A 13404-nucleotide genomic window follows, 5' to 3' on the forward strand; every position below is an offset into this window, starting at 1 on the left:
CCATGTCCTCCGCCTCCCACCTGGCCCGGCTCGCCCGGGCTTTTGTTTTTCTTGGTGTGCTCGTTCTCTTGGCCCCTGGGCTTCAAGCGCAGGATTCTGAGCCACATCGGGACTCAGGTTTGGTCTTTGAAACGCCAGCCGGCTGGAGCCGGCAAGTCGGTGAGTCACAAATCGTGGTGAGCTACATTCCACCGGTTCAAAACGACGTGATCATTGAGGTTCGAAGGCTCGACCTCGAAGACGAGAAAGCCGATGTTCTCTTCTCTGAGTCTTTTCACACACAATTGAGACACGCCGGGTTGAAAGTCGAAAGTCGTGGAGCAATGACTGGTGTAACGGGAGTTTCTGGGGTGACCACAACGTATCTTGCTCTGGCAGAAACTGGGGCCTATCGCCTGGTCATCGCCGAGTTCGAGAACAAAGAAGACTACTGGCTTATCAGCGGCTTCTTTGATTCCCGCCGTTTTGATAGCTATCTCCGCGTGTTCAACCGATTCCTCGAAGCGATCGCCTTCGAAGAATGAACACCAGCCAAATTGGGAAGGCTCCGGCACATGAATTGTCTTGAGGAAGCTCAGGGTATCGGCAGGCATCGTCGATGCAGTGCATGAAAGAGGGGCATTCCGCACAGTCTCCTCCACAGTAGCCAGTCAGCGTCTTGGTATCGCTGATTATGCACTCAGCACAAATCTGCAAATCGGGACTACAGTAGTCGCCAGGCTCTCCTCGCTCTTCTTCACACGCCGAACGCGACTCTGCCACAACACAGCTTTGAAACTGACAATCGCTGTCTAGACTACACTCTTCGAGTGGAGCGTCCCATCGCTTACAAAGCTCTAGTTTATCCACGGCTGCCAAAGACTCTTGGCCGCCGTCGGTCAGATAAGAGGCCGCCATTGTGGCCAGTGATTCTTCGACGTGAGTCAACCCCAAGACGTGCCCGATTTCGTGGACCAACACACTTCCAAGGTCGACTTTCAATCTCCCTTCAGCGTCTCGTGGCGCGAGCGGACTCGGTTTGGCCTGCCACACGTAATCGCGGGAATTGAGCAGTATTGTCCCGAAAGGGTAGTCACCGCATGCGTAGACAGTGAAGGCGAGCAGACCACTCGGCAAGCAAGGGTCCTCCTCCACGAATTTTACGGGCGCCCCCGAACCAAATTCTAATTCTGGGGCACATCCCACGTGGTTCCAAGTGTTGAGCGCTTCTGAGAGCTCGCGTTCAACGTCATTCGAACTGAGTCCGCTTGGGGGTGTTCCCTCGAATCTTAAGCCTGTGGGACTCGTGAAGCTGCCCTGGAGTGGTTGAGTTTGGCACTCTGGAACGGAGGCGAGGGCATCGCTAGAAAAAAGGGCCAGCGTAAGCCATAAGGCTGGTTGCCCAAAAGCGAAGCTATATGCTAGAGCGTTGACCATTAGATGAGATATTCCGAGACAGAGTCCTTAAGCCCGATATCAAGCGAATAACATGGTAACACTGCGCACCTATATTTTCCTCGATGATCTTCAGCCCCAATTGGCCAGTTATATTGGGAAGACTGCGAGGGGCTTTCTGCCCGTACCACACGTGGCGAGCCTTTTTGTTGAGATCGCTCCAGGTATTGCCATTAACCAGATTACTGACCGCGCGCTCAAGGCAACTCGCGTTGCTCCTGCGGTTCAGGTGGTCGAGCGTGCGTTCGGGCTCCTTGAGGTGCACGACCACGATCAGGGTAATGTGCTTGAGGCCGGAGCGGCGATTCTCGACTTCTTGGGGATGCAGGAAGAAGAGCGCTACAAGCCACGCGTGGTTTCCAATCAGGTGATTCGCTCGGTGGAGCCCTATCAGAGCCAGATTATCAATCGTAACTCGGCAGGCATGATGTTGCTTCCGGGACAAAGTCTTTTCATCCTCGAGACCGAGCCTGCTGCATATGCGGCGTTCGCGGCAAATGAGGCCGAGAAGGCAGCGAATATTTCGCTGATCGATGTGCGTCCGTACGGGGCGTTCGGGCGACTCTACTTGGGCGGCTCAGAAGCTGAAATCGATGCTGCGGCAGAGGCCGCAATGTCGGCCCTAGAGTCGGTCAAGGGTGTGGAATTTAAGAAGTAAATCAACTTAGAAAGACAAAAAAGCTAAGCATAAGAGGTGAAAGATGGCAGACGCATTGGGAATGATTGAGACTCGTGGATTCGCAGCCATGGTGGAAGCATCGGACGCGATGGTAAAGGCAGCCAAAGTTGAATTGGTTGGATTCGAAAAGACCGGCGGTGGCTATGTAACAGCCATCGTTCGCGGAGATGTTGCAGCGGTGAAAGCAGCAACGGACGCTGGTGCTCGCTACGCTGAGCGCGTGGGTGAGTTGGTTGCTGTCCATGTGATTCCACGTCCTCACGTCAACGTTGACCTCGTGCTTCCACTTGGCCGTCGTGATGCAGCTGAAAAGGTCTCCAAATAAGGGAGCATCATGCAACTTGCCCAAGTGATAGGAACAGTCGTGGCTTCGCGGAAAGAGGATGTGCTCGAGGGCCTGAGATTCCTCGTTCTGCGTCCTGTGGATGCGTCGATGAACGCCGCCGGTAACGTTGTGGTCGCGGCAGATGCCGTGGGCGCAGGTGTGGGCGAGGTTGTCATGTTCGCATCGGGAAGTTCCGCGCGTCAGACACAGCTAACTCAAAACCGACCTGTGGACGCGGTGGTTATGGCCATCGTGGACCAGGTGACGGTCGAAGACAGCTTAAAATACGAAAAATAGCCGTGAGGCGGTGAGACATGGATGAGCGCAGCATTAACCTGATCGTAGATCGGGTGGTTAAGCGACTTGAGAAAGATTTGCCACCGAGTCGAAGCGCGACTTCAGGCTCGTATGTGGCTTCGGCTGGACGCCAAGGCTCACACGCCCACGGCGTCTTTGACGACGTAGACGAAGCCATGAGTGCGGCTCGGGAGGCATTTGTTGCCTTCCAAGACGTGTCACTGGCCGATCGAAAGAAAATCGTTCAAGCCATGCGCGACACCATCATGGATCAGCGCGATACGCTCTCGAGGATGGCCGTTGAAGAGACAGGCCTCGGACGCGTTGGCGATAAGTTTCATAAGAACGCACTCGCCGCACTGAAAACCCCGGGTCCCGAGATTTTGGAACCCAAGGCCTTTAGTGGCGATGACGGGCTTTCTCTTATGGAGCGCGCTCCTTTTGGCGTCATCGGTTCCATCACCCCTTGCACAAACGCATCTGAGACGATTGTAAACAATGGAATCAGCATGCTTTCGGGCGGCAATTCGGTGGTCTTTAACGTCCATCCGAGTGCCAAAGGCGTCTGTAACTACACTGTATCGCTTCTCAATGACGCTATTGTTGCGGCTGGCGGCCCTTCAAACATCCTGACCAGCATTGCGAATCCGACCGTGGAGAGTGCGAATGGCGTTATGCGCCATCAGACCACGCGACTGGTTGCAGTGACTGGCGGTGGGGCGGTGGTCAAAGCGGCCATGAACTCCGGGAAACGTGCAGTGGCAGCTGGACCGGGAAATCCACCTGTCGTTGTGGATGAAACTGCAGATATTAAGCAGGCCGCTGAAGGGATCATTGCTGGCGCATCCATCGACAACAATATCGTGTGTATTGCAGAAAAAGAGATCATCGCGGTCGATGAGATCTACGATATTCTCAAACGAGAGCTGCTCGCCCGCGACGTCGTCCAGGTGAGTGGGCGCGACCTCGCGAAGCTTGAGAAACTGCTGATCACTCCAGATAACCACGTCAATCGTAAGTACGTCGGTAAAAATCCATCGGTGATTTTGGCCGATATTGGAATCCGCGTTTCGGACGATATCCGCCTCGTACTCGCTGAAGTGGATGAGAAACATCCGTTTGTTCAGCACGAAATGTTGATGCCTGTTATCGGTATGGTACGTGCCGGAAATGTGGATGACGCTATCGATATGGCTTACCGCGTCGAACACAACTATTTCCACACTTCGGTGATGTACAGCCACAATATCGAAAAACTCCACAAGATGGCTCGCAAGACCAACACGTCGATTTTCGTCAAAAACGCCCCGAGCGTCGCAGGAATTGGCGGTGGTGGGGAAGGCTACACCTCTTGGACCATCGCAAGTCCGACGGGTGAGGGATTGACGACCGCGTTGAGTTTTACGCGTGAGCGCCGTTGCACACTTAAAGAGTACTTCCGCATTGTGTGAAACCTTTTGAGCGCATTTGCTTGCATAGAAACGTCGGTGATCACACGAGGCTTAAAAGTGCTAGATGCGCTTTTAAAGCGTGCGCCCGTGCGGGTTCTACATGCCGACCGACACACGCCTGGGAAGTTTATCGTCTTCTTTGAAGGTGATGTGGCGAGCGTGGAAGAGTCTCATCAAGAAGCCCTGGCCACGGTAGGGGAGTATCTGATCGACGAAGTCTTCTTACCGCAGCCGCATTCGCTGGTTGGTGCTGGCCTCTCGGGCAAGTATTCCGAATTTTCCGGTGACGCGATCCTAATGGCGGAGTGGAAGCACGTGGCCAGCACTGTTGCAGCGCTTGATTATTCGGCCAAACTTGTAGAGTCGAGGTTGATTGACTTGCACCTCGCGCAAACTATTGGTGGAAAGGGGTATTTTGTTTTGGAAGGGGAGTTGTCGGATATGGATTATCTCCAGTCCGAACTTCTAAGTGCATTCGATGGCCGTGCCATCTCGTTAGATGTAATCTCTCGACCCCATGAAGACCTGGTAGCAGCGATGCATCAGCGCCCTGCGTTCTCAGCGGGACGGGTCTGAACGTCCGAGTTGTTCCTCAGGTTGACGATGAGCTTCTCTCTGGCTTCCCTGATCCCCTTTTCACGAGCCAAAATCTCCAGCTGCGGTCTAACTTTCTCAAAATCCGGGTTGGGAACCGTGCGCTTTTCCGTGACCTGGTAATAGTGCATTTCGTGCTGAACGCGTCGAATGGTGTGTCCGTTCTGTAGAAGCTCGTTACGGATATCTGGTGAGAGTTGAGAGGACGCAACCCAGGTGGCTTTCGTCCATCGCGTAGGCTTCGTTTGTACAAGTGCCTTGGACTTGGCTTGCTCAACACGAAGCTGAGTTTCCAGCGCCTCGCGACGAGTAATCGCCCGGAAAATATGTGCGAGGTCGTCTTCATTGACCCTCAGAGTTTTTTCTATTTCTCGCCGAATCGTTTTCTCGGTTTCTTCGGGGTTGGATGTTGAAAAAGGCACCTCGAAGTGCTGCGCCAAGAGGACCTGTTCGATGAGTCCGTTGAGAATTCTTTCTCGTGCCTGATGACGCTCGATAGGAGTCCAGCTCTGTCCGTTGGATATCCTATGCCTCTGCAACTTCAGGACTTGGCGGTCTACATCGGCAACATCGATCTCATAGCCATTGACTCGCGCAGCCCACTCCGTACGAACCAAATCCGCCTTTGAAGCGGCAGGGGCCGCTGTTTTCGGTATAGATGGAACTTCCGACGGTTGCGCCTTGTCACACCCTAAGAGCGACATTGAAAACAATGTTATGAGTAGAAAAATCTTCATCGATAGAAAAATCCGAAATCCTTCCGAAAAATTCCAAGGAAGGGATGGGGTTTTTCTACAAAATTCTGAGAAACTTAGATCCAACCCGTTGGACTGCACGTTGAGAGGGATGTCGTGAAGAACACACAAGGAGAAGAAGCCATGAAACAACTCGCAACAATCGGAGCAGTCGTCGCAATGTTACTCATTGCGGCATTGGTAATGGGTAAGGAGGAAAAGGTCTCGGTTGAACCTGACCCTGTGCCGGTAACTAAGGTGGCCACGCCAGTAGATTTACCGACGGTGCCCACCACAAATGCTGACCTTAATGGGACATTGAGCCTCAAGGCCCGCCTCTCGAACGGTTATGTAATGGCTGGGCAATCCAAAGAGATCTACGCCACCTTCGATACCAGCGCGATTGACTACAAGGGCGCAAAACGGCCTGCTCTCAACGTTGCTCTCGTCGTGGACAGGTCGGGAAGTATGTCCGGCGAGAAGTTCGACCAAGTCAAAGAGGCTGCGTTGCGAATGGTGGATAAACTGGAGGAAGGCGACCGCATCGCCCTTGTGAGCTACGGGACGGATGTGAGCGTCGACTTTCCCTCCGCTGAGATCAATGAAACAAATCGAATCAGATTGCGTTCAGCCATTCAGCGTATGGCTGAAGGTGGTGGGACAAACCTCTCGGGTGGGTTCCAGTCGGGATACTCTGAGGTTTCGCGATGGAAAAATCCAGACTTCGTCAATCGCGTAATCTTAATGTCGGATGGACATGCGAACGTCGGTATGACGTCGGGATCAGCGCTGACACGTCTGACACGCACATCCTTGGAGAACGAGATTTCAGTCACGACGGTAGGCGTTGGATTGGACTATAACGAAGATCTGATGACCGAAATGGCAAATACTGGAGCGGGCAACTACTACTTCATCGACGATGCGAAACGAATCGTTTCGATTTTCGAAGAAGAGTTGAAGGGATTGGCGTCGACGGTGGCGCGTGACGCCGCACTATTGATTACGTTGGCGCCTGGTGTTGAGAGCGCGGGAGTGTTCGGGCTCAACTTCAAGGAAGAGGGCGGGAAAGTGATCGTTCCTTTAGCTGAGTTTAGGTCGGCCGAGACGAAGAGCCTTTTGATGAAACTCCGAGTTTCGGAGCTGCTTCCCCAGGGAACCTCTCCGGTACTTGATGTCGCGCTGAGCTACCAGGATGTGATTCATGACAAGCCAGTAAGCGGTCTCTTGGAACTCAAAGTCGCAACGACTACGGACGCTGCCAAGGCTGCCGAAGTGGTGGATCCCTCAGTGGTCGCGCGCGTGCAACAGATTGAGATTGCGAACTCAATGCAAGAGGCCATGGAGCTCTACGGCTCTGGTAAAGCAGAAGAAGCCAAAGACAGAATTGAACGAACACAGCGTTCGGTGCGGGTCACACGAAAGAAGGTCGCGCTTCCAAACGATGCTCAATACGAAAAGGCTGATCAAGATCTGGAAGCCCTGAAGGCTACGATAGATAATGTGCCTGCATCTTCTGCGGAAGGTCGCACCACCATCAAGAAGGCCAAAGCGCGTGGAAACTCCATCAACCGTAGTGTCGACCTCTTCTAATTGCCCAAGTTTGCGCTCGAAAGGAGTCACGTCATGTCTGTGCGAATATCCCTCGAAAATTCAAGATACTATCAGCGAGATGTGGTGCACTTCTTCGGAGGAGGCGCGATTGCCGGTGTCGTAGCATTTCTTCTCCACCTCGTGGCAGGTGCACCCGTCTCGAGCCTTCTCGCCCTTTCGTTTGGGTCTACCCTGGGTTTGATGTCGAATCTCATGGATTCTCGGGAAGGGACGCCGATGCTCCGGCTCGTACTCAGTGTTTTGGCCGGCGTCGTGATGATGGTGACCTGGAACGTTGAGCCGATGCTATCGGCGGCACTGGGTGGTGCTTTTCTCTCCGTGGCCTTCACGCTTGGGGAAGGGACCCGGTTTGAAAAACTTGGTTGGGCAGCGCTCTTCTCACTGGCCATGGCGGGCGGAATCTGGGTTTCAACGAGTGTTGGCTTCTACATGTTCTCAAGTTCAGAGTTTGCCTTTTCATTGGCTAGCGGTGCGATCTGGGGGCTATTTCTCTCGTTCGCAGCGGGGCTTCGACGGCTGCGTTTTGATCGCGACGAGCTTTGGAGCAAGTTGAATGAAGCTGAGAAGGAACTTCGCGGCGAGGAGGCTCAGGATATTCGTCAGGGTAGGGCGCTATATGAGGCGATTCAGCGGGAACTCGAACGCACCAAGGAAGACGACCTTAAGGCGCGGGCTCGAGCCATCACGCGTGAGACGACGGAAGCCCTGGTTGCCTTTGCAAGACGAGCTGAGGAACTTCAGAATGCTTTAGAAGTTACGCGCTCAAGACAACTTGAGGAACGTGCGAAGGTGCTTCGTGCCGAGCTCACAGCCATCAAGGACCAGCACCTCGCGCGCGAAATTGATGCGACGCTTCGTGAAGTGACCGAACAGATTCAGGTGAGCAAAAAGCTCGAGGTAGCCAGACGACGCATCGAAGCGAAAAAGCAACGTTGCTTCACCGCGCTTGAGCGGCTGCACGTTTCCCTTTTGCAAGGGGGGCACGGGGCTGCAGATAGCGCCCTGGCCGAATCCGTGTCGAATCTAGAGCGACTCACTGATGAAGTGGAATGGCGCAATCTCTCGGTTGATGAGCTCGTTGGCGATGAAGTCGACGCTTCCGCTGGTGCGGAAGTGATCCTTGACACGGAACCAGCCAGATCGGAGTGTTCCGACTCGGAAGAAGTCGAGCTCTCGGATGGTACAGATGGTTCAGTCCAAGAAGAAGCCAGCGAACACTCTGCGCATCGAGCTTCATAGCCACTCTACACAGAGTGATGGCCTCCATACTCCCTCACAATTGGCTCAGAAGATGCGGGAATCTGGTGTTGTTGGGTGGGCACTGACCGACCATGACACAACGTCTGGATGTGCCGAAGCCCAGAAGGCCTCTCAAGAGCTTGGGCTCGTTTTCATACCTGGGATTGAGATTTCGGCCCAAGAAGGCCGAACCATTCATATCCTCGGGCTCGGCGTGGACCCGAACCTGCTCACGGATTATGGGGTTGCGAGGCGTCAAGACCGCGTTCGACGTATGGAGTTGATGGCGGAGCGTGCCGTAGAACTTGGCTTGCTTGAAGAAGGTGTTCAGGGAGGCCTTTTGAAGCACGAAAGCCCCGGACGACCCCACTTGGCACGGGCTCTCGTGGACGCAGGGGTTGTCTCGTCAGTTGCGGAAGCTTTCGAGCAATATCTGAAACCAGGTGGGAAACTCTACATCGAATCCCCATGGCCAAGCGTGAGTAGCGCGATATCCACGATAAAGTCAGCCAACGGCGTCTCGGTTCTGGCCCATCCAGGTAAAGACCGTGTAGAAGAAGGCGAACTTGCGAAATGGGTGGAGCAGGGGTTGGATGGCGTCGAAGTGATGCACCCATCCCACACGGAAAGTGAAATTGCGCGATATCGACGAATGGCGGACCTTTTGGGAATTCTCAAGAGCGCGAGCACGGACTACCATGGCACACCCAAAGGTGACTCAAGGCCGGGACTGGATTTTCCGGTTTCGATGTGGACACCGCTCGCCGAGCGACTCGGCGTCGTGTTTTGATGGGACGAATGTGAAGGAGAACACATGAGTGAAAGTACGAAGGGCAAAGGCATCGTGTCAGTTCTATTGGTGTTTGGGGCGATGTTCCTGATGTTCTTTCTCTTCTCAGCGACGATTCTGGTCGCCTCGGGAGACGGGATGGATTTCTCCGATGCAAATATCGGCGTCGTGGAAATCAACGGTCCCATCATGGAGAGTAAGGATGTGGTCGCTCGCCTTCAGAAATTGGCCAAAGATGAGACCATCAAAGGTATTGTGGTTCGTGTGGATTCGCCGGGTGGTGCTGTGGCCCCGAGCCAAGAGATGTACCAGGCTGTAAAGCGTGCTTCTGAGAAGAAGCCTCTGGCCGTGTCAATGGGTAGCACTGCCGCGAGCGGTGGCTATTACCTGGCGCTAGGCGCAACCAAGATTTTTGCTAATTCTGGCAGCGTGACGGGCTCTATCGGAGTGATTACACAATTGTTCAACGTCTCCAAATTGGTTGAGAAGGTCGATGTTGAGATTCATACGGTAAAGACCGGCGAATACAAGGATTCGGGCTCACCTTTCCGTGAGTTCGATGACACGGATGAAGCGTATTTTCGACAACTCATCGACGACATCTACGACCAGTTCATCACCGATGTCGCTGAAGCGCGCAAATTGGACAAAGAGAAGGTTAGAGAAGTAGCGGATGGGCGCGTGTTTACTGGACGGCAAGCCAAGGAACTCAAGCTCGTCGACGAGCTCGGAACCTTCGATGACGCCGTGAATTGGGTGGCGAAGGAAGCGAAGATAGAAGGTGAGCCAAAGTTGGCATATCCGGTGATAGAGACCTCATTCTTGGCAGAATTGCTCAAAGACGGTGTCAAAGGCGCCGTGAGCGAAGCCAAGATTCAGTCGACACCAGTGATTGAATATCGGTACGTGGGGCCGTTTTGAATAGATTTGTTCTCTTGTTATTGCTCGTTGGCTTTGCTTCTGACGGATTTGCTGAGACGTTGACCTTAGAATCGGCGGTCGAGCGAGCCGTGTCCAACCCCGCTCTGGTCAAGGAGTTCGAGGCGCGGTCAAAGAAAGCACGTGCTCAACAATATAGGGCGGATTACGCGTGGACTCCGAAGGTTCAGACCAGCTTTATCTTGGCACCAGTGCCGGGCGAAGCTGAGTTGGACCAATTCTCAAGCAATATAGACCAATTCTTGGATTTTAACTTCGGCCCGTACCTTCGAAACGACACTCGGGTGCTGATGCCTGTCTATACCTTCGGGAAGCTCTCGACCGCTCAAGAATTGGCAGAGTTGGGGGTGGACGTAGCGGCGCTCCAGAAGGAAGAAGCGCTGAGGGACATGGAGTTTCAGGTCAAGCGAGCTTATCGCTCTTATCAGCTAGCTCAAGCCTTTCAGGCACTCCTCGACGAAGGCGCAGAGTTGATAAAGCCCAAACTCGCCGAGATGGAAGAGGCTCGGGACTTCGGGGAAGGAGATTTCAGCACGGAAGACTTGCGAAAGCTCCAGATTTTCGACGCTGAGTTCGACGCGAGAGGACTCGACAATCAAAAGCTCTCCTCGATTTCTTCGGCGGGCCTTGTGTACTTGACGCAACTAGAGGGCGAACCGTTGGTTGCAGCACTTCCTACCGAATCGCCTTCAGAAGTTTTGACCATGAAAGAGGCCGAGGAGTTAGCCTTTGCGCACCGACCCGATCTCAAGATGTTGGCGCGTGGCGTGGCAGCGCGAGAACTGCTGCGCCAGAAGGCAGTCAACGATTTCTATCCCAATATTTTCGTGGCCGCGCGGTTCGGTTTCGGCGTGTCGACGGAGAACCTCGCGCTGCAAGAGGTTTGCCGACGGCCAACGCCGTCTTCTGAGTGTGTAGATACCGCGGATCTCTTTGCCAAACCTTATTCAAACCCTTTGAGCTTCTTGACAGTGGATATCGCTCTTGGATTGGAATGGACTTTTGATTTTGTCCAGCTCGATGGCAAGTTGGACGAGGCAGATGCAGACCTCGCGGACATTCAGGCGAAACAAGAAAGGGCTATCGGTGCGATACGTCTGGAGGTTCAGAAGCTCTGGACGGACTTGGCGACGGCGCGGGAAAAGGTTCTTGTTCAAGACCGACGGCTAGAAGCAGCACGGCGCTGGCGAGACCAATTTGGGCTCTCAGTGCAAACGGCAGGCGCGGATATCTCTAAGGGTATCGATCCCCTGAAGGCTTATTTCGAAGCACAAGTCGCTTGGTATCAAGCACACTACGAGTACCTCATTGCTGAAGCTGCCCTGGCAAAGGGCTTGGGCCTGAGCGAATTGCCGAATGAATAATGAGCTGGGGCACTCGTCTACCAAAACGAGGCTCTACTTGGGAGTTATAGGATGATGAAGAATTTTGTTAGCACAATCGCTTTGGGAACAGCACTACTGGTTGGTTCGGTCGCATGGGCCGGACCTGCGACTGAGTATGTTCAATCAAAAACCAATCAGATTACAAAGCTCGTGGCGGAAAAGCCGACCAAGAAGCGTGACGAAAAGCTACGAGAAGTTATTAACGAGACCCTGGATTTTCGAGAACTGGCTTCGCGTTCCTTGGGCAAGCACTGGGAAGAGCGGACACCTGAAGAGCAGGCTGAATTCCTAGACCTTTTGCAAGAACTCTTGCGCTCCAATTACGAAGTCCGTCTCGGCGGAAAGTCGTTCAAATCTTCAGAGTATGAGATCTCTTACGAAGACGAGAAAGTCAGAGGGGACCGTGCAATCGTCAAGAGTCTCGTGAAGTATAAAGAAGAGAGTCGCCCCATTGACTACCGTTTGCTTCAACGCGACAAGAGTTGGGTCATCTACGATGTGGTCATTGACGATATTAGTCTTGAAGAGACGTATCGCGAGTCCTACGTCGAGATCATCGAGACGGATGGATGGGCGGAACTTATCAAACTCATGAAAGAAAAAGTTAAAGAGATTAAGAAGGGTTAGAACTTAACCTTTTTATCTTTAAGCTTCTTTTCAATCTCAGCCACCAGCTCTTCGGTCTTCTCGTCTCCAGGCTCATACTCAAGAGCGCTGAGAGCCTTCTGGCGAGCTTCCAACCAATCTTCCTTGTCACGGCTCCGAGAAAGCCTCACGGCCTCATTAGAGAGCTTATAGGCGAGTGTAGAGTTGATATGAGTGAGGGTAGGCTGGGCACGCTCGAAAGCATGGGTATCTTTTTCGATCCGCATCAGTGCATCTCGGGCCTCTGAGTGTTGCCCCTTTTCCAAAAGCCTCTCTCCATCTTCCAAGAGATTTGCAGCGATGACTTCCTTGGCTACGGTGTCCTTAAGCTTCAAAGCTTCAGGATGGTCGGGCACGAGCGCCAAGAGGTCATCCACACTCACCTGTGCAGCCTGAAAGTCGCGTTGCGCGATGTGTTTCTCGGCGGAGGTGAGAAGAGTTTGGGCGCGCTGGTCGATCGTGTCTTCTGCGGCGACATTCTCGACCGCGGGGTCTTTGTCTTTCAGCGAGAAGAATCCGAACACCAAGACTGCGCCAACCGTGATTCCGAGCAGGAGTAAAACGCCGAGTCCCAGAGTGACGAAAAACTTACTGGAGCCGGGGCGCGAAGCGTAGTCGGCAGGGTTGACTTGAGTCGAACCGGTGACGAAGACAAACTCGATATTCCCAAAGTGGATGCGGTCGCCTGGGTTAACCGGCGTGGGTTGCTTAATGAGCTTCCCGTTGACTCGAGTGCCGTTTGAGCTGCCGAGGTCCTCAACGATATGGCTCTCCCCCTGACGCACGACCTTTGCGTGCATTCGAGAAATCGACGCGTCGGAGAGAAGAATGAAGTTCTCGTCAGTTCGCCCGATTGTGTTCTCGACTTCACTTAATCCGAACTCTTCCCCGGCGAAGGAATCGTTGATGCGCACGATCTTGTGATGACCATCCGAGTCTTGGATGAAGAGCGTTTGCAGCATGTTGGCACGGTTGCTCTCCTGCCTTTTGAATTCGAGATAGAGGTAGAAGTCTCCAATCTTGATTTGCGACGCGCTACCCAAATCACGTTGTTTCAGAACCCTTTGGCCATCCACAATGACGCCGTTTGAACTGCCCATGTCTTCAACAAAGCAACGTCCGTTGTCCACGAAGATCCGAGCGTGCTGTCGGCTTACAGCCGTGGACGGGATCACGATATCGCAGCTCTCGTGTCGACCGACGATGTAGGAGCCGTGGTCAAACGTGAATCTGTGCGCAATCTGCCCGTTGGCATCTTCGATGGTAAGGGTGAACATA

At 53.5% G+C, this 13404-nt stretch carries 15 protein-coding genes; 12 read left to right on the forward strand and 3 right to left on the reverse strand.

From position 1 onward, the window contains the following. Positions 1-2 precede the first annotated feature (2 nt). On the forward strand, positions 3-524 hold the full coding sequence (locus tag FRD01_RS01485) for a hypothetical protein (protein WP_146956972.1): 522 nt from the start codon (positions 3-5) through the stop codon (positions 522-524). On the opposite strand, the gene FRD01_RS01490 is transcribed toward FRD01_RS01485, so the two are convergent. Then, positions 487-1416 carry a matrixin family metalloprotease gene (locus FRD01_RS01490; RefSeq protein WP_146956974.1) on the reverse strand — a complete coding sequence of 310 codons (930 nt, stop codon included), beginning with the start codon at positions 1414-1416 and terminating at the stop codon, positions 487-489. The genes FRD01_RS01485 and FRD01_RS01490 overlap by 38 nt on opposite strands. 52 nt (positions 1417-1468) lie before the next feature. On the opposite strand from FRD01_RS01490, the gene FRD01_RS01495 reads away from it, so the two are divergent. From FRD01_RS01495 to FRD01_RS01515, 5 genes are read left to right on the forward strand one after another with little or no spacing between them, the layout of a single operon-like run. Beyond that, complete coding sequence (locus FRD01_RS01495; RefSeq protein ID WP_146956976.1) at positions 1469-2092, forward strand: BMC domain-containing protein; 624 nt, start codon at positions 1469-1471, stop codon at positions 2090-2092. Positions 2093-2135: 43 nt separating this feature from the next. After that, a complete protein-coding gene (locus tag FRD01_RS01500) occupies positions 2136-2438 on the forward strand; it encodes a BMC domain-containing protein (RefSeq protein ID WP_146956978.1) in 303 nt (100 codons plus the stop codon). 9 nt (positions 2439-2447) lie between these two features. Next, positions 2448-2735, forward strand: coding sequence for a EutN/CcmL family microcompartment protein (locus tag FRD01_RS01505; RefSeq protein ID WP_146956980.1), 288 nt, complete (start codon positions 2448-2450; stop codon positions 2733-2735). A 17-nt stretch (positions 2736-2752) separates the two neighbouring features. Then, positions 2753-4186 carry an aldehyde dehydrogenase family protein gene (locus FRD01_RS01510; protein ID WP_146956981.1) on the forward strand — a complete coding sequence of 478 codons (1434 nt, stop codon included), beginning with the start codon at positions 2753-2755 and terminating at the stop codon, positions 4184-4186. Between the two features lie 6 nt (positions 4187-4192). Continuing rightward, positions 4193-4762, forward strand: a complete 570-nt coding sequence (locus tag FRD01_RS01515) for a BMC domain-containing protein (RefSeq protein ID WP_146956983.1) — start codon at positions 4193-4195, stop codon at positions 4760-4762. Here the strand turns inward: FRD01_RS01515 and FRD01_RS01520 are convergent. Further along, positions 4729-5517, reverse strand: a complete 789-nt coding sequence (locus FRD01_RS01520) for a SurA N-terminal domain-containing protein (RefSeq protein WP_146956985.1) — start codon at positions 5515-5517, stop codon at positions 4729-4731. The two genes, FRD01_RS01515 and FRD01_RS01520, sit on opposite strands and share 34 nt — an antisense overlap. Before the next feature lie 141 nt (positions 5518-5658). Between FRD01_RS01520 and FRD01_RS01525 the strand changes: the two genes are divergently transcribed. Genes FRD01_RS01525 through FRD01_RS01550 form a run of 6 tightly spaced genes read left to right on the forward strand, consistent with a single transcriptional unit; the run spans position 5659 to position 12108 of the window. Further along, positions 5659-7107, forward strand: coding sequence for a vWA domain-containing protein (locus FRD01_RS01525; RefSeq protein WP_146956987.1), 1449 nt, complete (start codon positions 5659-5661; stop codon positions 7105-7107). A 33-nt stretch (positions 7108-7140) separates the two neighbouring features. Beyond that, positions 7141-8367, forward strand: a complete 1227-nt coding sequence (locus FRD01_RS01530; protein WP_146956989.1) for a sodium/glutamate symporter family protein — start codon at positions 7141-7143, stop codon at positions 8365-8367. Next, positions 8315-9157: a PHP domain-containing protein gene (locus FRD01_RS01535; RefSeq protein WP_249755916.1), complete on the forward strand. Its 843-nt coding sequence runs from the start codon at positions 8315-8317 to the stop codon at positions 9155-9157. Before FRD01_RS01530 ends, FRD01_RS01535 begins: the two co-directional genes overlap by 53 nt. A gap of 24 nt (positions 9158-9181) precedes the next feature. Continuing rightward, the gene (gene sppA, locus FRD01_RS01540; RefSeq protein WP_146956993.1) at positions 9182-10078 is read left to right on the forward strand and encodes a signal peptide peptidase SppA; all 897 of its coding nucleotides are present in this window, start codon (positions 9182-9184) and stop codon (positions 10076-10078) included. Next, positions 10075-11460 carry a TolC family protein gene (locus FRD01_RS01545; RefSeq protein ID WP_146956995.1) on the forward strand — a complete coding sequence of 462 codons (1386 nt, stop codon included), beginning with the start codon at positions 10075-10077 and terminating at the stop codon, positions 11458-11460. Before sppA ends, FRD01_RS01545 begins: the two co-directional genes overlap by 4 nt. 51 nt (positions 11461-11511) lie before the next feature. Next, a complete protein-coding gene (locus tag FRD01_RS01550; protein ID WP_146956997.1) occupies positions 11512-12108 on the forward strand; it encodes an MlaC/ttg2D family ABC transporter substrate-binding protein in 597 nt (198 codons plus the stop codon). Here the strand turns inward: FRD01_RS01550 and FRD01_RS01555 are convergent. After that, entirely contained in the window at positions 12105-13403 is a 1299-nt protein-coding gene (locus FRD01_RS01555; RefSeq protein ID WP_146956998.1) for an FHA domain-containing protein, read from the reverse strand. The genes FRD01_RS01550 and FRD01_RS01555 overlap by 4 nt on opposite strands. Position 13404: the final 1 nt, after the last annotated feature.

Origin of the sequence: Microvenator marinus, assembly GCF_007993755.1 — a bacterium.
GTDB classification, from domain to species: Bacteria; Myxococcota_A; Bradymonadia; order Bradymonadales; family Bradymonadaceae; genus Allomicrovenator; species Allomicrovenator marinus.